The organism is Pseudomonas sp. LB3P31 (assembly GCF_054897945.1).
Window position 1 is genome coordinate 4989833 of the sequence record NZ_CM142710.1, and the last position, 18623, is coordinate 5008455.

At 59.2% G+C, this 18623-nt stretch carries 14 protein-coding genes; 8 read left to right on the forward strand and 6 right to left on the reverse strand.

Translation table 11 applies throughout. The features are described from left to right. Positions 1-87 precede the first annotated feature (87 nt). From ACYZTK_RS22830 to ACYZTK_RS22845, 4 genes are all read left to right on the forward strand, one after another. Positions 88-561, forward strand: coding sequence for a translation initiation factor 2 (locus ACYZTK_RS22830; protein WP_462011894.1), 474 nt, complete (start codon positions 88-90; stop codon positions 559-561). A 165-nt stretch (positions 562-726) separates the two neighbouring features. After that, entirely contained in the window at positions 727-981 is a 255-nt protein-coding gene (locus tag ACYZTK_RS22835) for a YkgJ family cysteine cluster protein (protein WP_462011895.1), read from the forward strand. Between the two features lie 41 nt (positions 982-1022). Then, entirely contained in the window at positions 1023-1628 is a 606-nt protein-coding gene (locus ACYZTK_RS22840) for an START domain-containing protein (protein WP_462011896.1), read from the forward strand. A gap of 419 nt (positions 1629-2047) precedes the next feature. Then, complete coding sequence (locus tag ACYZTK_RS22845) at positions 2048-4141, forward strand: LTA synthase family protein (protein ID WP_462011897.1); 2094 nt, start codon at positions 2048-2050, stop codon at positions 4139-4141. Positions 4142-4201: 60 nt separating this feature from the next. Here ACYZTK_RS22845 and ACYZTK_RS22850 read toward each other — a convergent pair whose 3' ends face one another. Next, positions 4202-4360, reverse strand: coding sequence for a DUF3309 family protein (locus tag ACYZTK_RS22850; protein WP_172901242.1), 159 nt, complete (start codon positions 4358-4360; stop codon positions 4202-4204). A gap of 278 nt (positions 4361-4638) precedes the next feature. Here ACYZTK_RS22850 and ACYZTK_RS22855 point away from each other — a divergent pair, with 278 nt between their 5' ends. The 3 genes from ACYZTK_RS22855 (at position 4639) to csrA (ending at position 6190) form a co-directional block, all read left to right on the forward strand. Next, the gene (locus tag ACYZTK_RS22855) at positions 4639-5454 is read left to right on the forward strand and encodes an SDR family oxidoreductase (protein ID WP_462011898.1); all 816 of its coding nucleotides are present in this window, start codon (positions 4639-4641) and stop codon (positions 5452-5454) included. 64 nt (positions 5455-5518) lie between these two features. Next, complete coding sequence (locus tag ACYZTK_RS22860) at positions 5519-5851, forward strand: YnfA family protein (RefSeq protein ID WP_462011899.1); 333 nt, start codon at positions 5519-5521, stop codon at positions 5849-5851. Positions 5852-6004: 153 nt separating this feature from the next. Then, on the forward strand, positions 6005-6190 hold the full coding sequence (gene csrA, locus ACYZTK_RS22865) for a carbon storage regulator CsrA (RefSeq protein WP_462011900.1): 186 nt from the start codon (positions 6005-6007) through the stop codon (positions 6188-6190). A gap of 8 nt (positions 6191-6198) precedes the next feature. Here csrA and ACYZTK_RS22870 read toward each other — a convergent pair whose 3' ends face one another. From ACYZTK_RS22870 to ACYZTK_RS22885, 4 genes are all read right to left on the reverse strand, one after another. Beyond that, positions 6199-6426 (reverse strand): YheU family protein, encoded by a 228-nt coding sequence (locus tag ACYZTK_RS22870; RefSeq protein ID WP_003199186.1) that lies wholly within the window; start codon positions 6424-6426, stop codon positions 6199-6201. Between the two features lie 156 nt (positions 6427-6582). After that, positions 6583-7773 (reverse strand): osmoprotectant NAGGN system M42 family peptidase, encoded by a 1191-nt coding sequence (locus ACYZTK_RS22875; protein ID WP_462011901.1) that lies wholly within the window; start codon positions 7771-7773, stop codon positions 6583-6585. Between the two features lie 166 nt (positions 7774-7939). Then, positions 7940-9688, reverse strand: a complete 1749-nt coding sequence (ngg, locus tag ACYZTK_RS22880) for an N-acetylglutaminylglutamine synthetase (RefSeq protein WP_462011902.1) — start codon at positions 9686-9688, stop codon at positions 7940-7942. A gap of 3 nt (positions 9689-9691) precedes the next feature. Continuing rightward, positions 9692-11464, reverse strand: a complete 1773-nt coding sequence (locus ACYZTK_RS22885) for an N-acetylglutaminylglutamine amidotransferase (protein ID WP_462011903.1) — start codon at positions 11462-11464, stop codon at positions 9692-9694. Between the two features lie 240 nt (positions 11465-11704). Between ACYZTK_RS22885 and ACYZTK_RS22890 the strand changes: the two genes are divergently transcribed. After that, on the forward strand, positions 11705-16531 hold the full coding sequence (locus ACYZTK_RS22890) for an NEL-type E3 ubiquitin ligase domain-containing protein (protein WP_462011904.1): 4827 nt from the start codon (positions 11705-11707) through the stop codon (positions 16529-16531). Between the two features lie 5 nt (positions 16532-16536). Here the strand turns inward: ACYZTK_RS22890 and mnmC are convergent, their stop codons facing one another. Further along, positions 16537-18519, reverse strand: coding sequence for a bifunctional tRNA (5-methylaminomethyl-2-thiouridine)(34)-methyltransferase MnmC2/FAD-dependent 5-carboxymethylaminomethyl-2-thiouridine(34) oxidoreductase MnmC1 (gene mnmC, locus ACYZTK_RS22895; protein ID WP_462011905.1), 1983 nt, complete (start codon positions 18517-18519; stop codon positions 16537-16539). Positions 18520-18623 lie beyond the last annotated feature (104 nt).

The window sequence follows — 18623 nt, forward strand, 5'->3', positions numbered from 1 at the left end:
GAGCGGGCAGGATATTCCTGTCCGAGCTTGTCTTGTGCCGGTGAACAGGCGAGCATATGGCCCTCTGCCGTTAGTGTTGTAAGGTCCATGAAACCGATTTTCCCCGCTGTGTGGTTATCGCTCTGCCTGCTGATGGCGTTACCGGCGGAAGGGATCATGGCGGCTCCGGCTCAGGAAACCCCCTCGGCGAGTACAGCTGCCACCAAGCCTGCTGCGGCGAAAAAGACGGCACCCGCCCAGAAGAAGACGGCGCCAGTGAAAAAACGCAAGCCCATCGCCTCCAAGTCCAAATCCGCCAGCGAGATAGCGAAAATTCCGTTACCTTCGGCCAAACTCGACTTGAGCCTGCCCAAGGACATGGTTGAAGAGCTCGACCCGGTGGGTACGGTCCCGTTACCCAAGCACGATGCATTACTCCCGCAAATGTTTGGCGACAAGACTGGCAGCAGTCCTTTCCAGCTCAACGGACGCCTGCTCAGCAACGAAATGCAGCTGCAGCTACGCAATGAAGAGCGCCGCGATGTCGAAGGTGCTGCGCTGGAATTCGAATTCAAGCAGTGATTTCTTGCCGGTTGTGACCCCAAGCCAGGACGCTTTGTCGGAGACTGGTCGGTCACACCCATTTGCGCGAAAAACCTGAGCCGGTGTAATTTAAAACAACTGTTTTAGCGGTTACTCTGTGCCTTGTCCATTTACACATCGCCCCGCCGCGAGGAGCTTGTTGTCATGAAATGCCGTGAGGGTTGTGGCGCCTGTTGCATCGCCCCTTCCATCAGTTCACCGATTCCCGGAATGCCCCAGGGCAAACCTGCGGGAGAACGTTGCCTGCAATTGTCGGTCGAAAACCTGTGCAAGATTTTCGGCATGCCGGAGCGCCCGGCGGTGTGTTCGGCATTTGCCGCCGATACCGATGTGTGCGGTAGCAGCAGCGAAGAAGCCATCCGGTTAATTGGCTGGTGGGAGCAAATGACGGCGGCGTGATGTGTTCAACGTACGGAACTTCAACAATAAGGAATAACATTATGGGTTCGCTGCAACGTTTGGCTGTGCTGTGTGGTTTCACTGTTTTGGTGGCGGCAACTGCGGTCCAGGCCGAGGAATGGAAAGTCGCCAAGAACGAGGACGGCATCAAGGTCTCCTTGAGTGAAGTGGCCGGTTCCGATTACAAGGCTTATCAGGGCGTAACCCTGATGAAGACCACGATGGTCAAACTGCGCGCGCTGCAGGAAGACGTGGCGGGCGCCTGTTCCTGGATTCACGAGTGCAAGTTGCAGAAGTTGCTCAAGCATGAAGGCGACCAGAACTGGACTTACACTCAGTTCAATACGCCATGGCCGGTGACTCCACGGGATTCGGTGCTGCACATCACTACCGTCGAAGGCGCCGATGGCAGCCTGACCCGCAAGCTCGAAGGCGTGCCGAAGTACATTCCTGAGGAAAAGGGCTTTGTCCGGGTGGCCAAGGTCGAGGGTTTCTGGAAGTTCGTGCCAAAGGGTGACCAGGTTGAAGTGACCTACCAGGTGCACACTGAGCCAGGCGGCAGCGTGCCTTCGTTGGTTGCCAACAAGTTCGTGGTGGATGCGCCGTTTAATACGCTGAAGGCGTTGAAGGAGCGGGCGGAGAAGTAATTTCTCTGTTTTGCCGGGGTGCGCCGTGTACACATCCATTTGTGGTAATGGCGTAACCCCGTGTGGACATATCCATTCCTGCGGTAACGGATATGTACACAAGGCAAGATCAAAAGATCGCAGCCTCGTTTCACTCGACAGCTCCTACAGTTTCAACAGGTGACAGCAGGTGGCAACGGTCACCCCGACAGAGGCCCCAGGCCTAAATTTTGTATCCGAATATTCACTGCACAAAATTTTCACAACCCGTCCAAGACAATCCCGCCCGCGCTAATCCCAAACAGTAATCAATGGCAATGCTGCGGGTGATCGTGCAACATTTGCGCACCGCGCACGCCCCGGGGTCAGGAATTGACCAACAGAGGGCAAGGCGCCGCTGTATTTTTGCAACTTAAACTTCCAATGGGTCCTAAAACGACATGGCAAACCCGGACGCCCTGAAACAGCAGCGAGCTTCAAGTCGCCTGCTGCAACCAACCGTCAAATCGCACCTGGCCTACACCTTGTTGTGCGCTCTGGTCATGATGGTCATGTTCAGCCTGCTGCGCCTCGCGCTGCTGGTCTACAACAGCGAGATGATCCTTGATACACCGGCCTCGACCTTCGTCGAAGCATTCGTCAACGGTCTGCGCTTCGACCTGCGCCTGGTGGTCTACCTCAGCATTCCGCTGGTCCTGGCACTGTTCAGCGTCCGGGCCATGGCGGCTCGCGGGTTTTTCCGTCTGTGGCTGACCGTCGCTTCCAGCATCGCGCTGTTCCTCGGCCTGATGGAAATGGACTTCTACCGCGAGTTCCACCAGCGCCTCAACGGCCTGGTTTTCCAGTACGTGAAGGAAGACCCGAAAACCGTCATGAGCATGCTCTGGTACGGTTTCCCGGTGGTTCGCTACCTGCTGGCCTGGGTCGGCGGCACGGTGATCCTCGCGCTGGCATTCAAAGGCGCCGATCGCGCCACTCGTCCGCGGGGCCCCTTCAGCGGCGGCACCATCAGCACTCGCCAGGTTGCACCCTGGTATGCGCGCACCGCCGTATTCGTGGTCTGCCTGCTGATCTGCGTGGTCGCGGCGCGTGGCACCCTGCGTCAGGGCCCGCCATTGCGTTGGGGTGACGTCTACACCACCGACTCCAACTTCGCCAACCAGTTGGGCCTGAACGGCACACTGTCGCTGGTCGCTGCTGCCAAGAGCCGCATGTCCGAAGATCGCGACAATATCTGGAAAGCCACGCTGCCGCAGCCTGAGGCTCAGCAAATCGTCCGCGACATGCTGGTAATGGCCGACGACAAACTGGTGGAGCCGGACATTGCAGCTGTGCGTCGCGATTACACTCCGCCGGCCGACAAGACCCTGCCGATCAAGAACGTCGTCGTGATCCTGATGGAAAGCATGGCCGGTCACTCGGTGGGCGCCATGGGCGCTCCGGGCAATATCACGCCATACCTCGACAAACTGTCGAAGGAAGGCCTGCTGTTCGATCGCTTCTTCTCCAACGGCACCCATACGCACCAGGGCATGTTCGCCACCATGGCGTGCTTCCCGAACCTGCCAGGTTTCGAATACCTGATGCAGACCCCGGAAGGCAGCCACAAGCTGTCCGGCCTGCCGCAATTGCTCAGCGCCCGCGACTACGACGACGTGTATGTCTACAACGGCGACTTCGCCTGGGACAACCAGTCGGGTTTCTTCAGCAGCCAGGGCATGACCAACTTCATTGGTCGTAATGACTTCGTCAACCCGGTGTTCTCCGATCCGACCTGGGGTGTGTCCGACCAGGACATGTTCGACCGCGGTCTGGTCGAGCTCAAGGCGCGGGAAAACGGCAAGCCGTTCTATGCATTGCTGCAAACCCTGTCCAATCACACGCCATACGCCTTGCCGTCGCCATTGCCGGTCGAGCGCGTGACTGATCGCGGCAGCCTGAACGAGCATTTGACGGCGATGCGCTACTCCGACTGGGCACTGGGTCAGTTCTTTGAAAAGGCCCGCAAGGAGCCGTACTTCAAGGAAACCCTGTTTGTCATCGTCGGTGACCACGGTTTTGGCAACGAGCGCCAGATCACCGAGATGGACCTGGGTCGCTTCAACGTGCCGATGCTGATGATCGCACCGGGCATCCAGGAAAAATTCGGCGAGCGTGACCACACCGTAGGTACGCAGATCGACATCGTGCCGACCATCATGGGCCGCATCGGTGGCGAAGTGCGTCATCAGTGCTGGGGTCGCGACTTGCTCAACCTGCCAGAAGGCGACACCGGTTTTGGTGTGATCAAGCCATCGGGCAGCGAGCAGACCACCGCGATCATTACCGCTGACGAGATCCTGGTGCTGCCGAAGGAAAAGGAAATGGCGCCGAAGGTGTACCAGTATCAACTGGGCGCTACGCCGAAGGCCGAGATCATTCCTGACGCACCGCGTACTGCCGAGCTCAAGCAGAAACTTGAAGCGTTCCTGCAGACAGCCACCAAGAGCCTGATCGATAACACCGCCGGTGTCGTCGACGGCAAGCCGGACTAAATGTTCGGGCAATAAAAAAGAGGCCCTTTTCAGGGCCTCTTTTTTTTGCCTTGTTAACGCTTATATCTTGCCAAGCAAGAGCAGGATCAACAGCACCACCAATACTACACCGATGATACCCGACGGGCCGTAACCCCAACTTCTGGAGTGTGGGAAGACCGGCAAACCGCCTATCAGAAGCAGGATCAGAATAACGATTAGAATTGTGCCCATGTCTATTTCCTTGTTGAAAGTGTTGCGGAATGACCTAGCTTTTACTGTCAGCAGGAATGCAATGAATCCGAGCTGCTTAAACGATCCGACTGCTGTGATCGAAAGAAAATTCCAAGTTTTTTTAATGTTTTTCGAAGAAAGGCTTATTTCTTTTTGCATGGCTTAATTGGTGCGGACCCATCGGGGGTTTGAGCGGCCTATTCAGCAATCTGATGCAGCGTGGCTCCTGCCATGTCCTTCGCTACACTCGGCAGATCTTCCCCGGAACAACAAGGCTGTTTGCTATGCAAAATCGCATGATGATCACCGGCGCAGGCTCGGGCCTGGGTCGCGAAATCGCGCTTCGCTGGGCGCGCGAAGGCTGGCAGCTGGCCTTGTCGGACGTCAGCGACGCCGGCCTGCAGGAAACCCTCAAGCTGGTGCGCGAAGCCGGTGGCGACGGGTTCACCCAGCGTTGCGACGTGCGCGACTACAGTCAGCTGACGGCGTTTGCCCAGGCCTGCGAAGAGAAGCTGGGTGGCATCGACGTCATCGTCAATAACGCCGGCGTGGCCTCGGGCGGGTTTTTCAGTGAATTGTCCCTGGAAGATTGGGACTGGCAGATTGCAATCAACCTGATGGGCGTGGTCAAGGGTTGCAAGGCGTTCCTGCCGCTGCTGGAAAAGAGTAAAGGCAAGATCATCAACATCGCCTCCATGGCGGCGCTGATGCAGGGCCCGGCCATGAGCAACTACAACGTGGCCAAGGCCGGTGTGGTGGCGTTGTCGGAAAGCCTGCTGATCGAACTGGCCCAACAGGAAGTTGGCGTGCACGTGGTGTGCCCATCGTTCTTCCAGACCAACCTGCTGGATTCCTTCCGTGGCCCGACACCCGCCATGAAGGCCCAGGTCGGCAAATTGCTCGAAAGTTCGCCGATCACTGCGGCCGACATTGCCGATTACATCTATCAGCACGTCGCCGCCGGTGAGTTCATGATTCTGCCGCACGAACAGGGCCGCATGGCCTGGGCGATCAAGCAGAAGAATCCGCAGCTGCTGTACAACGAGATGACAATCATGGCCGATAAAATGCGCGCCAAAGCCAAACAAACCGCAGGCTGACCTTGCTTGCGCGCAATGCCGTCGCTAGGGTGGCCGCCATCGGCCATTCTCGCGAGACCCTTGCATGCTCAATTACCTGTGGTTCTTTCTCGCCGCCTTGTTCGAAATCGCCGGGTGCTTTGCTTTCTGGATGTGGTTGCGCCAGGGCAAGAGCGTCTGGTGGGTGGTGCCGGCGTTGCTCAGCCTGACCCTGTTTGCATTGCTGCTGACGCGGGTCGAAGCCACTTACGCCGGTCGCGCATACGCGGCCTACGGCGGTATCTACATCATTGCATCGATCGGCTGGCTGGCGGTGGTCGAGCGAGTCCGTCCGCTGAGCTCGGACTGGATTGGTGTAGCGCTGTGCGTCATCGGCGCGACGGTCATACTTTTGGGGCCGCGCTTCTCGGCTTCCTGAAGGAAAGGTCTTACGTTCTGCGGTTTTGTCAGATCAATCCTACAGAGTGCTTCTTTCAATCTTGTAGGATGAAACTGATTTGCCTACAGCGCATTGAAGGGCCGCGATCTGCCGGGCATCTTCGAGGTCCTGTAACCCAGAAGGACCTATCCCATGCTAGTTCTCAGCCGCGTAGTGCCCGAGTTAATCTCGATTGGCGACACCATTTCCGTACGAATCCTGGCCGTCAGTGGCGACAGTGTGCGCATCGGAGTTGAAGCACCGAGGGATGTCACTGTCCATCGCAGCGAAATCTACGAGCGCATCCAGCGCAATAAGAAACCGAAGAAAAGCAGGTGAAAGACTGATCAGTCGAACAGGTGCTTGGGCACATCGTGCTTGAGCATCAGCTGGCACTGCTCGCTTTCGGGGTCGAAGACGATCAGTGCCTGGCCTTTGGTCAGGGCCTGGCGAACCCGTAGCACGCGGGTTTCCAGCGGGGTGTCATCGCCATTGTCCGTGCCGTCGCGAGTCACGAAGTCCTCGATCAGGCGGGTCAGGGTGTCGACTTCAAGTTGGTCGTGGGGAATCAGCATAGGCACCTCGGTTAAACAATGGCGCGATGCTACTGCAAAAACCGCACCCGTAGGAGCTTCCGGAGGCTGCGATCTTTTGATCTTGATCTTGATCTTTTTGAAGCAAGATCAAAAGATCGCAGCCTGCGGCAGCTCCTACGGGGTTATGCGTTGTCTTTAGTTGTCGCTACGCTGCCCCACCAGGCTGTCCACCGACGGCACTCGCGTATCACTTTCCATCTGCGTGTCATGTTCAATCTGGTGGCTGAACCGGTCTAGCGAGCCCTTGGCCGGTTGCGCATCGCTGGCGAACACCGGCGGACTGAGAATGTAGGCGCCAAGCAGGCGACTCAGGGCGGCCAGGCTGTCGATATGGGTGCGTTCGTAGCCATGGGTGGCGTCGCAGCCGAAGGCGAGCAGGGCGGTACGAATGTCGTGCCCTGCGGTCACCGCCGAATGCGCATCACTGAAGTAGTAACGGAACAGGTCGCGGCGCACTGGCAGTTCGTTGTCGCTGGCCAGGCGCAGCAAGTGCCGGGACAGGTGATAGTCGTAAGGGCCGCCGGAATCCTGCATCGCCACGCTCACCGCATGTTCGCTGGAATGCTGGCCCGGGGCGACCGGGGCGATGTCGATGCCGACGAATTCGCTGACGTCCCACGGCAGCGCCGCCGCCGCGCCACTGCCGGTTTCCTCGGTGATGGTGAACAGCGGGTGACAGTCGATCATCAGCTCTTCACCACTGTCGATAATTGCCTTCATCGCGGCCAGTAACGCGGCAACGCCGGCCTTGTCATCAAGGTGACGGGCGCTGATGTGGCCGCTTTCGGTGAACTCGGGCAATGGATCGAACGCCACGAAATCGCCAACGCTGATTCCCAGGGAGTCGCAATCGGCGCGGGTCGCACAATAGGCATCGAGGCGCAGCTCGACGTGATCCCAGCTGATCGGCATCTCGTCCACAGCAGTATTAAACGCGTGCCCGGAGGCCATTAACGGCAAGACGCTGCCGCGGATCACGCCGTTATCGGTGAACAGGCTGACCCGGCTGCCCTCGGCAAAACGGCTCGACCAGCAGCCGACAGGCGCGAGGGTCAGGCGACCGTTGTCCTTGACCGCGCGGACGGCTGCGCCAATGGTGTCCAGGTGCGCCGAGACCGCGCGGTCCGGGCTGTTCTTCTTGCCCTTGAGGGTGGCGCGGATGGTGCCGCGCCGGGTCATTTCAAACGGGATGCCCAGTTCTTCGAGACGCTCGGCGACGTAGCGCACGATGGTGTCGGTAAACCCGGTCGGGCTTGGAATGGCGAGCATTTCCAGGAGGACTTTCTGCAGGTAGTTCAGATCGGGTTCGGGGATTTTACTAGTCATGGAAACTCCTGATGAGTTGAGCGCATCGATGGTTTCGATGAGGCTGAAAAATTTGTAGCCTGTGATACCGCCATCGCGGGCAAGCCTTGCTCCCACAGGGATTGTGTGAGGCCCACCTGTGGGAGCAAGGCTTGCCCGCGATGGCGCCTGTCCAGGCACTACATCACTAAGAAACCGCCGGCTGACTGTGCGGAAACAACAAGTCCACAAACCGCTCCGCCGTCGGCTGCGGTTCATGATTGGCCAAGCCGGCGCGTTCATTGGCTTCGATAAACACGTAATCCGGCTGATCCGCCGCAGGCACCAAAAGGTCGAGCCCGACCATGGGAATATCCAGCGCCCGCGCCGCCCGCACCGCCGCATCGACCAGGGTCGGATGCAGAATCGCGGTGACATCCTCAAGAACGCCGCCGGTGTGCAGGTTCGCCGTACGCCGTACAAAAAGATGCTCACCCGCCGGCAAAATGCTTTCGTAGTCGTAACCCGCAGCCGCCAGAGTGCGCTCGGTTTCGTGGTCCAGCGGAATTTTGCTCTCGCCACTGGTAGCCGCTTGGCGCCGCCGACTTTGTGCCTCGATCAATGCGCCAATGCTGTGCTGACCATCACCAACCACTTCAGCCGGCCGGCGAATAGCAGCAGCGACCACTTCAAAACCAATCACCAGAATTCGCAGGTCGAGGCCTTCATGGAAACTCTCCAGCAGCACCCGGGTGTCAAACTGACGGGCTGACTCAATGGCCTGCTGAACCTCTTCAATGGTCTGCAGATCCACCGCCACGCCCTGGCCCTGTTCGCCATCCAGGGGCTTGACCACCACGCGCTGGTGCTCGTCGAGAAACGCCAGGTTGTCATCGCCATTGCCCGCCAGCTGCTGCGCGGGCAGGTTCAGTCCAGCGGCCTTCAGCACCTTGTGGGTCAGGCTCTTGTCCTGGCACAGGCTCATGCTGATGGCGCTGGTCAGGTCGCTGAGAGATTCACGGCAACGCACCCGGCGCCCGCCATGGCTGAGGGTGAACATCCCGGCAGGGGCGTCATCCACCTGCACATCGATGCCCCGGCGATGCGCTTCTTCGACGATGATCCGCGCGTAAGGATTAAAATGGGCTTCAGGCCCCGGCCCGAGGAACAGCGGCTGATTGATCCCGTTCTTGCGCTTGATGGCGAAGGTCGAGAGGTTGCGAAAGCCCAGCTTGGCGTAGAGGCTTTTTGCCTGGCGGTTGTCATGCAATACCGACAGGTCAAGATAGCTGAGCCCGCGGCTCATGAAATGTTCGATCAGGTGCCTGACCAGCACTTCACCGACTCCGGGCCTGGAGCACTGCGGATCAACCGCCAGGCACCACAGGCTGCTGCCGTTTTCCGGATCGTTGTAAGCCTTGTGATGATTGAGGCCCATTACACTGCCGATCACCGCGCCACTGTCTTCATCCTCGGCCAGCCAATACACCGGGCCGCCCAGATGACGCGGGGTGAGCAAACTGGCATCGATAGGCAACATGCCGCGGGCCTGGTACAGCGTATTGATCGCCTGCCAGTCCGCCTCGCTTTGCGCCCGGCGGATACGAAAGCCGCGAAACACCCGGGTGGACGGGCGGTAATCGCTGAACCACAGGCGCAAGGTATCGGAGGGGTCGAGGAACAACTGCGCCGGTTCCAGCCCCAGGATCTGTTGGGGCGCGGCCACGTACAGCGCGATGTCCCGTTCGCCGGGTTTTTCGTTGAGCAGTTCCTGGGCGAGACTGGCTGGGTCGGCGAACGTGTGGCCGATCAGCAATCGACCCCAACCGCAATGCACCGCGATCGGTGCCAGGCTCGGTTCACTGCCGTCTTCGGCCAGGCGCGCCTGCAAGCGTTCGTAGGTAGGCGCCTGACCGCGCAACAAGCGTTGGCTGTAAGCCGTGGCGTGGGGTTTCATCGATCAGAGTCCTTGTTCACTGAGCCACAGGTTCAGGGCTGCCAGTTGCCACAGCTTGGAGCCGCGCAATGGCGTTAGCTGGCCTTGCGGATCGGTCAGCAGGCGGTCGAGCATGCTCGGGTTGAACAGGCCGCGGTCCTGGCTCGGGTCCAGCAGCAACTCGCGTACCCAGTTCAGCGTGTCGCCCTGCAGATGCTTGAGGCCGGGAACCGGGAAATAACCTTTCTTGCGGTCGATCACTTCACTTGGAATGACCAGTCGCGCGGCTTCCTTGAGCACCTGCTTGCCGCCGTCCGGCAGTTTGAACTTGCCCGGCACTCGCGCCGACAATTCCACCAGGCGATAGTCGAGGAACGGCGTGCGCGCTTCGAGGCCCCAGGCCATGGTCATGTTGTCCACTCGCTTGACCGGGTCGTCCACCAGCATCACCGTGCTGTCCAGACGCAAGGCCTTGTCCACCGCCGCGTCGGCGCCCGGCTGAGCGAAATGCTCCTTGACGAAGTCACCTGCGGCGTCATTTGTCGTCAGCCATTTCGGCTGCACGGTGGCCGCGTAATCTTCATAACTGCGGTCGAAAAACGCCTCGCGGTACGCTGCGTATGGATCGGCAGCCCCGTCAACCTGCGGATACCAGTGGTAACCAGCGAACAGCTCGTCCGCGCCCTGGCCGCTCTGCACCACCTTGCAATGCTTAGCCACTTCCCGGGACAGCAGATAGAAGGCAATGCAGTCATGGCTGACCATCGGCTCGCTCATGGCGCGGAATGCCGCCGGGAGTTGCTCGATGATCTCTTTTTCGTCGATGCGCAGTTGATGGTGCTGGGTACCGTAATGCTTGGCGATCAGGTCCGAGTACTGGAACTCGTCGCCGCGTTCGCCGCCGGCATCCTGGAAACCGATGGAGAAGGTCGACAGGTTTTCCACCCCGACTTCACGCAGCAGACCCACCAACATGCTCGAATCCACTCCGCCGGAAAGCAATACGCCGACGTCGACTGCCGCACGTTGACGGATGGCCACTGCATCACGGGTGCTGTCCAGCACGCGGTCACGCCAGTCTTCCAGGGTCAGGTTCATTTCATCGGCGCGAGGGCCGTAGGGTAGGGTCCACCAGGTTTTCTGTTCGGTAGTGCCATCCGCTTCGACGCGCATCCAGGTCGCCGGCGGCAGTTTTTCGATGCCGGCCAGCAGGGTGCGTGGAGCGGGAACCACCGCGTGGAAATTCAGGTAATGGTTGAGCGCCACCGGATCGAGGATCGGGTTGATGTCGCCGCCCTTGAGCAGTGCCGGCAACGCTGAGGCAAAGCGCAAACGCTGGCCGGTGCGCGACAGGTACAACGGCTTCACGCCGAGACGGTCACGGGCGATGAACAGGCGCTTGGCGTCGCGTTCCCAGATGGCGAACGCGAACATGCCATTGAGCTTTGGCAGCAGTGCTTCGCCCCAGGCGTGGTAGCCCTTGAGCAGCACTTCGGTGTCGCCGCCGGAATAAAAGGCGTAACCCAGACTTTCCAGCTCGGATCGCAACTCCGGAAAGTTATAGATCGCGCCGTTGAAGGCCAGGGACAGGCCCAGCTGGTTGTCGATCATCGGCTGCGCCGAGCCGTCCGACAGGTCCATGATTTTCAGGCGACGATGGCCCAGGGCAATCGGCCCTTGGCTGTGAAAGCCCCAAGCGTCAGGTCCGCGAGGTGCCAGGTGATGGGTGATTCGTTCAACGGCTGCAAGGTCCGCAGGTTGATTGTCAAAGCGTAACTCGCCAGCTAATCCGCACATAAAGTCCTTACCGGTTTTTCCGTTGGGGAGGGTCAATCGATACCCGCCAAAAACAGCGGACACTCAGAAACTGACCCGCACGGATCCTGTGAGTTTTAGATCGATAAGTAATAAGCAGGCGTTCCTGACCGAAGAGGCCATGGCACAAGCGCGCGATCTCGGGGCGGTAATTATTGATGTGATGCGTGTCGGTCCAGCTTCATAAACTGGGGCTCTAACTACGCAATAAGGATATTGCTCATGCCCACTGAGACTCTCAATGCCGCCCCGGCGGCAGTACCCATGACCCCCGCACAACATCTGGAAGCGTTGGTGGAACACACCGGGGATCTGGACAAGGCGCAAGCGCTGCAAGCATCTCTTCCCCAATGGTTGGCGACCGCTGACCTGAAAACGGTGCAAGCTCTGAACGCCACGTTCCGGCAGTCTTTTATTACTCAGGCCAAGGCTAAAACTGCTTTGGAAAAGCTCAAACCCCTGGACGCCTTCTGCAAGGAGCAACTGACCGAGTTTCTCAAAGGCAAATGGACGATCGATTTCGACGTTGAGCGCGACACGCTTTCCATCACCAAAACGCTCTATACGTCTACGGGAACGCTCCCTGTCTTCGGCGCTGCGGATTCGACAGTCACCACCTCACGTAGCCTGCTCCAGGCCGCTATGGAAAATTTCACTCAAGCGCAAGCGACGCTTGGGGGGCCGCTGAAAGACGCAGTGCTGCTGATTGACGCAAAGGCTCCATCGGGGACTGAGGCAACCGCCGAAAAATTTGCAACGCTCTGTCGAGAACTCGACTTGGGCGCTCGCTATCAGCGGCACATCGACGTGGCCTTGGCTGTGCCGGCAAGCCCCAGGCAAGGTGTGCCTGTCGATGATCGTCCCTCCACTGCAGATATACGGCGATTGAAGGTGTTGGACATGCAAGTCGCCTTGCACATGGCCTACCTGAAAAAGGACATTACTGCTGCCGTTTATACGATGTTGTTGAGTGTCCTGGATCAGGATGTTCCCGCTGCTCGCACCAGAAACGCCGTGTTTGATGGCGGCCCGGTGTACTGGCAGGGTTTGATGATTCATGACACCTGCATTTGTGGCGCACTGATATTTACCAAGGTGTCCATCGATGCCCAGCCGAAGGCCCGGTGTGTGGTCTACATGCCAAACGAGCCGCGACGACCGCTGTATGAATACGCCTCGCTGGATGAGTTCAAGGCTTACCTGACCCTGCATTTGCGCAGCAAAAGCTACAGGAAGTCTTTCGCCGAGCAGTACCTGCATGGCGCCGATAAAACCGAGTTTTTTACTCAGTTGGACAAAAACAAGACCCTGGGCACTCTCGCTGCCGCGCCCGCCGACACTTGCCTCGGCGATTTTTTCTACAGTGATTTTGTCAGTGCGACGCAAAAAGACGCCCGCACGCTTGCCATGCCCACTGAAGATGTCGACGAGCAGCAACGGGAAAAACTTACTCAGGCGTTAGAGGATGGAGGCCTTCTGTTTCTCAATGCAGCCGCTTTTTTTGTCCCCTTGATTGGCCATCTGATGTTGTTGGCAGCTGCCGTCGACATCCTCGACGAGGTGTATGAAGGCGTAGTCGACTGGACCCACGGCGAGCGAAACGAGGCGTTGTCCCATTTGCTCAGCGTTGTGGAAAGCGTCGCGCAGTTGGCCGCGTTTGCTGCCGGTGGAAAAATCATTGCATCAGCTATCGGCAAGGGCGCAAAAGAGCAGGCGGCGGTCTTCGATGGCTTCGAGGCCGTGACTCGAACTGACGGAAAAGCCAGGTTGTGGAAACCCGACCTCGCAACCTACAAGCAGACCTCTACCCTGCCAGCGCACGTGCAACCGGACGGCCAAGGTATTTACCGCCATGCCGGACAGACTTCGCTCGTCATGGATGGGGCGCGCTATCGGGTGGATCGCACCACTGAGCAAGCGCCATGGACCATCAAACATCCCGTTCGAACAGACGCATTCCAGCCTGCCGTCGAGCGAGGTGTTGAAGGTGGCTGGCGGCATGTTTATGAGCACGCGCACGAGTGGCGCGATGGTGCTTATGCTTTGGGACGCACCGGTGAACATTTGCCCTCGCTCGGAGGTGACCTGACGGCAATCGCTGAAATTAGCGGAGTTTCGCCTCACCAACTGCACTATTTGCATGAGACCCATCTCAAGTTGCCGCAGCGCCTGAACGATTGTGTCGAACGGTTCAAAATCGATCAGCGCATAACCCGGCTGATCGCGGCAATGGAGCAGGGTGAGACTGCAAACAAGATGCTTATCCAGGAGCAACTGCACACGCTGCCACGGTTGGCGGGTTGGCCGGAGGAGCGCTTTATTGAAGTTCGCGGCGAAAACGATCGGGTGGTGTCGCGCTTTCCTGAAAACGCGCCGCAGGATGATGACGTCAATAGCATCCACGTGACCCAAGCACAACTCAATGAGGGGAAACTGCTCGATACCGTCATCAGCGGCCTCTATCCGTCTCAGGTCGAGGGCATTATTGGCAGCACGACGACTCAATCGAAAGCGCCGTTATTGGCAAAGAAGATCGCGGCGAACCTTAAGATCAATCGTCAGACGCTGCACGAGTGGCTGTATGAAACTTATGACGGCACGGCCACCGGAGACGTGGCGACAGTACGCGAACATGCCGCTGAGCTTCCCACCCGGGTGTGTCAGGAGTTGCTGGACAACGCCTCAGGCAGCGATCGCAGCTTTCTACGCGACCGCAAAATTCCTGGATCGAATCTGGACCGACAGATCCGCGAGGCCCGCGCCGGTCTCAGGCAGGACCGCGCCCTCATGGGCTTGTATCGCCCGCAACTGGCCACTGCCGATACCGACAAACTGGCGCTGGGGCTAATGGATCGAGTGCAGGGCTGGGATGACGACTATCGACTCGAAGTACGACAAGGCGCCGTGACAGGACCACTGCTGGACTCGGTGGGGGAAGCTGACGCACTGTCGAGGGGGGTGATCGTCAAGACATCTACTGGCTATAAAGTCACCAGCAGCGATGGCAATATCTCATCGACCCTGATGAGTGACACTCTGCTTGAAGCGATAGTGGACGCATTGCCCGCCACCCGGCACACGCCCATGGGGTTCACAGGCAACACTCCATCGGATGTCGCGACGCTACGATCACGGCTGGTGAGAGCCGCTGCAGGTGATCCGCAGCGGTCCGGTCGAGTGCTGCGGGGTGAGCGTACGGTGGTGCGCAAACACCTTTCTGCCTGTGTCCAGGCGGACAATCCCGTTACGACCGCCTATTCAAGAAGCCTGATTCGTAAAGTCCGAAAACTTTATCCGCTGTTCACTGACGCGCAGGTGTCGTCATTTCTCGACCATGCCGGCACTACCCAGATGCAGCGGGTAAATAAACTCATGGTTCTGACGCAGCAATTGAAGAGACTTCGCAGCGTGCTGCATGCCTGGCGTAACGATGATGCACAGATGCGGACGCTATCGGGACAACTCAACGATATCCGTGTGAGCAGGCGTCAGGTTGCCCACGCCATCGAAAACTGCTGGCGCCGGGTGTCGCATCCCCTTTGGCCTGGAAATCAGCCGGTAACCACGCTCTCACTGGAGCGCAATCCGGTGGGCCCACTGCCGACGCTGACGGACGAGGATGTCGCCCACGTGCGCAAGCTTTCCATCAGGGACATGAAAGCCGGAGATGAGTTGGCTTATTTTCTCAGGCCGTTCAAAGGTCTTGTCAGTCTGGAACTGGAGCGCAATCAGCTCACACGATTGCCGGAAGTGTTGTCGCATATGCCCAACCTGGAGCACTTGCGGCTGGACGGTAACCAGATAAAGCTGACCGAATACACGCTGCGCAAGCTGGCCGATATGCGCGAGTTGCGCACGCTTGGGCTCGGTGGCAATCCTCTGGGCGCCACTGTTGAAGTTAGCAAAATGTTCAATTTGCAGTCGCTGATCCTCAGCGATACCCGCACCACAGAACTGCCAGTCGGGCTCTCTCGTTTGCCCTATCTGGACCTGGTGGATCTGCGCACCAATCGGATCCGGGAGTTACCAGACTGGCTGTTCCAGATGCCGCGACGGTTCACCCAGGCGATCAACCTCAGAGGCAATGCAATTTCCGCTGCGAGTCTTGAAAAGCTGAAAACCTACCGCGACGCTGAAGGCATAGGAATGGGGCTGCTGGAAGAGTCTGCTGTGGCGCTCAATGAAGTGAGAGCTCGCGATTTGTGGATGCCCAAGCGCGTCGAGCAATCCTATGCCGAGCGCAACCGGGTATGGCTGGCACTGAAGAACGAGCCAAAATCGACAGAGTTCTTTGAGCTGTTGGCAGAAGTAGGGGATTCGGCAGATAGCCGGTTCGTGCACGAAGACATGACACGTAGGGTCTGGAGTGTCATCGAGGCGACCCGCAGCGATGAAGCGTTGTGCGAACAATTGTTGGCGATGGCAGTAAAAGCCAATTGTGCTGATTCTGCGGCCACTATCTTCAGTAACCTTGAGGTGGCCGTCGATATCCACACGGTGGTTCGCCAATCGGCAAATGCCCATGATCAGGCCGCTCAGTTGCTGAGTCTTGGACGGCGGCTGTTTCGCCTGGATAAGCTGACCGAAATTGCGCGTGCACATTCCCTCGCCAATTCCATCCTCGACCCGGTGGAGGTGGAACTGGCGTACCGCACAGGCCTGGCCGACCGCCTGGAACTCGTCGGCCAGCCACTGCACATGCGTTACGCAGCGCTTGGCGGGGTAAAGGCATCGGACCTCAATACCGCCTACAACAAAGTCCTCACCGCAGACCTCTCGCCTGAACAATTGACATTTATCAGCGAACGCACGTTTTGGAGTGACTTTTTACGAGCGCATCACGGCAGGGCGTTCAGTGATCTGGTCGCGCCATTTCATAGGCGGATGGAGACGGCCATCGCCACCCAGAGCACACTTGGCGAGGGGTATCGAGCGCAGGTCGATGGCATCGCAGATGAAATGGCGAAGGCTGAGACCGCTTTGTTGAAGCGCCTGACCCAGGCCGCCATGGAGGCCGACGAAGCGCGAACCTGCTTCGCCCTGGATTGAATGCTTCAGGCTTTTCCTCGTACCAGACGCCGCAAGGCGAAGCGGTTTGGATGGCACGCCTCGGCCACCGTCCTGGGCAAGGGCAGGGGTTCGTTGTCGAGCCAGGCGGCCAGCAATTCGCCTGACAACGGCGCGGTGATCAAGCCTCGCGAACCGTGGCCGCTATTGACGTACACACCGTCCAGCCATGGGCATGGGATGTCCGGCGTCTGCCGGGCATCCTTGCTCAACGCGCTGTAAGCATCGATGAAGGCTTGGGCGTCGGTCAGCGGACCAACGATCGGCAGGTAATCGGGGCTGGTACAGCGAAACGCTGCGCGGCCTTCAAGCGCCTCGGGTTGCAGGGTGTCCGCGCCGAGTCGCGCAACCAGGTCCGGGGAGATTTCCCCAAGCATCTGCAAGTTACCGGCATGTTCGGCCGCCGTCGGTGTCAGGTCATCGTTGTTGAAATCAAAACTGGCGCCCAGGGTGTGTTCACCCTGGCGTGCCGGAGCAACGTAGCCTTCGGCACACACCACGGTGCTCAGGCTTCGGCTTTCAGCGGTTTGCGGCAGGCGGGTGATCTGTCCACGAATGCGTTTGAGCGGCAGGTCGCTGCTCAAGGCGAAACGCTTGATCTCCGCAGCGCCGGCCAGCACCACTACCGGTGCGCTGGCCAACAAGAGGTCGCCATCCCACGCCTGCCATTGACCTTGGTCACGCTGCAGTTCCAATACATCGTGATGAGTCAGCACCTGGACATTCGGGTGCGCGGCTTGCCAGGCACACAGCGCCGGCGGATGCACCCAACCGCCTTGCGGGAAGAACAGGCCGCCCGATGGCAGGGCGATACCCGCGTGGTGCTCGGCCTGTTCGCGGTCGAGTACCTGCAGCAAATCTTCAGGAAACGCTGCCGCCAGCTGTGCCTGGCGCTCGCCTTCCTTGGCGCTGAATGCCAGCTGCAGCACGCCGCAATCGTCCCAGTCCACCGCGCGTTGCAAATGCTCCAGCAGGCGCCGGGTGTAGCCGAAGCCGCTGACAATCAATTGCGAGAGTGCCGTGCCATGGGCTGACAGCTTGAGGTACAGCACGCCCTGCGGATTGCCCGAGGCTTCCTGCGCCAGCCCAGCGTGGCGTTCCAGCAGGCTGACCTGCCAGCCCCGCGCCGCCAGGCTGGCCGCTGTGGCGCAACCTGCCAGGCCGGCGCCAATCACCAGCGCCTTGCGCTCGCCGGTCGGTGGTGCCGGGCGGGCAAACCAGGGTTTGCTGGCGGCGGGCGCCGGAACATCGGCGGGCCAACCGAGGAACACGCCACGCAGTATTTCCCATTTATGCCCGATGCCAGGCGTGCGCTTCATCTTGAAGCCCGCCGCGTTCAGCAGGCGGCGCACCCACCCGGTGCTGGTGAATGTACTGATGGTCGAGCCTGGCGCGGCAAGCCTGGCGAGTTCGGCAAACAGTTCGGCGGTCCACATGTCGGGATTTTTCGCCGGAGCAAATCCGTCGAGAAACCAGGCATCGATCTGTGCGTCCAGTTGTGGCAACTGTTCCAGCGCATCGCCGATCAACAAGGTGAGCGTGACGCGGCCATGGTCCAGCACCAGGCGCTGGAAGCCTGGATGGATTGCCACGTATTGCGCCAGCAGTTGATCGGCCAGCGGCTTGAGCTCCGGCCACAGGGCTAGCGCGCGTTGCAGGTCGGGCAGGCTCAGGGGGTATTTTTCGACGCTGACAAAATGCAACCGCGCGCCAGCTACCGCGTGCTGCTCGAACAACTGCCAGGCGCAGAGGAAATTCAGGCCGGTGCCGAATCCGGTCTCGCCAATCACCAATCGATCACCGGGCCGCAATGCAGAAAAACGCTCGCTCAAGGCGTTTTGCTCGAGGAATACGTAACGGGTCTCATCAAGACCTGACAGATCGGAGAAATACACGTCATCGAACACCCGCGAGCGCGGGAGTCCCTGGTCATCCCAGTCAAGCTGGGCGTGGGGCAATACAGGTTTCATGGCAGGCTCGGTATCGGCAAGGGGGCCATTCTAGCTGATCGTCGGGCCGGAGCCTGATCCGTGGCAACAACGGGGTGGATCAATCGAGGAAAATGGATTTCTAC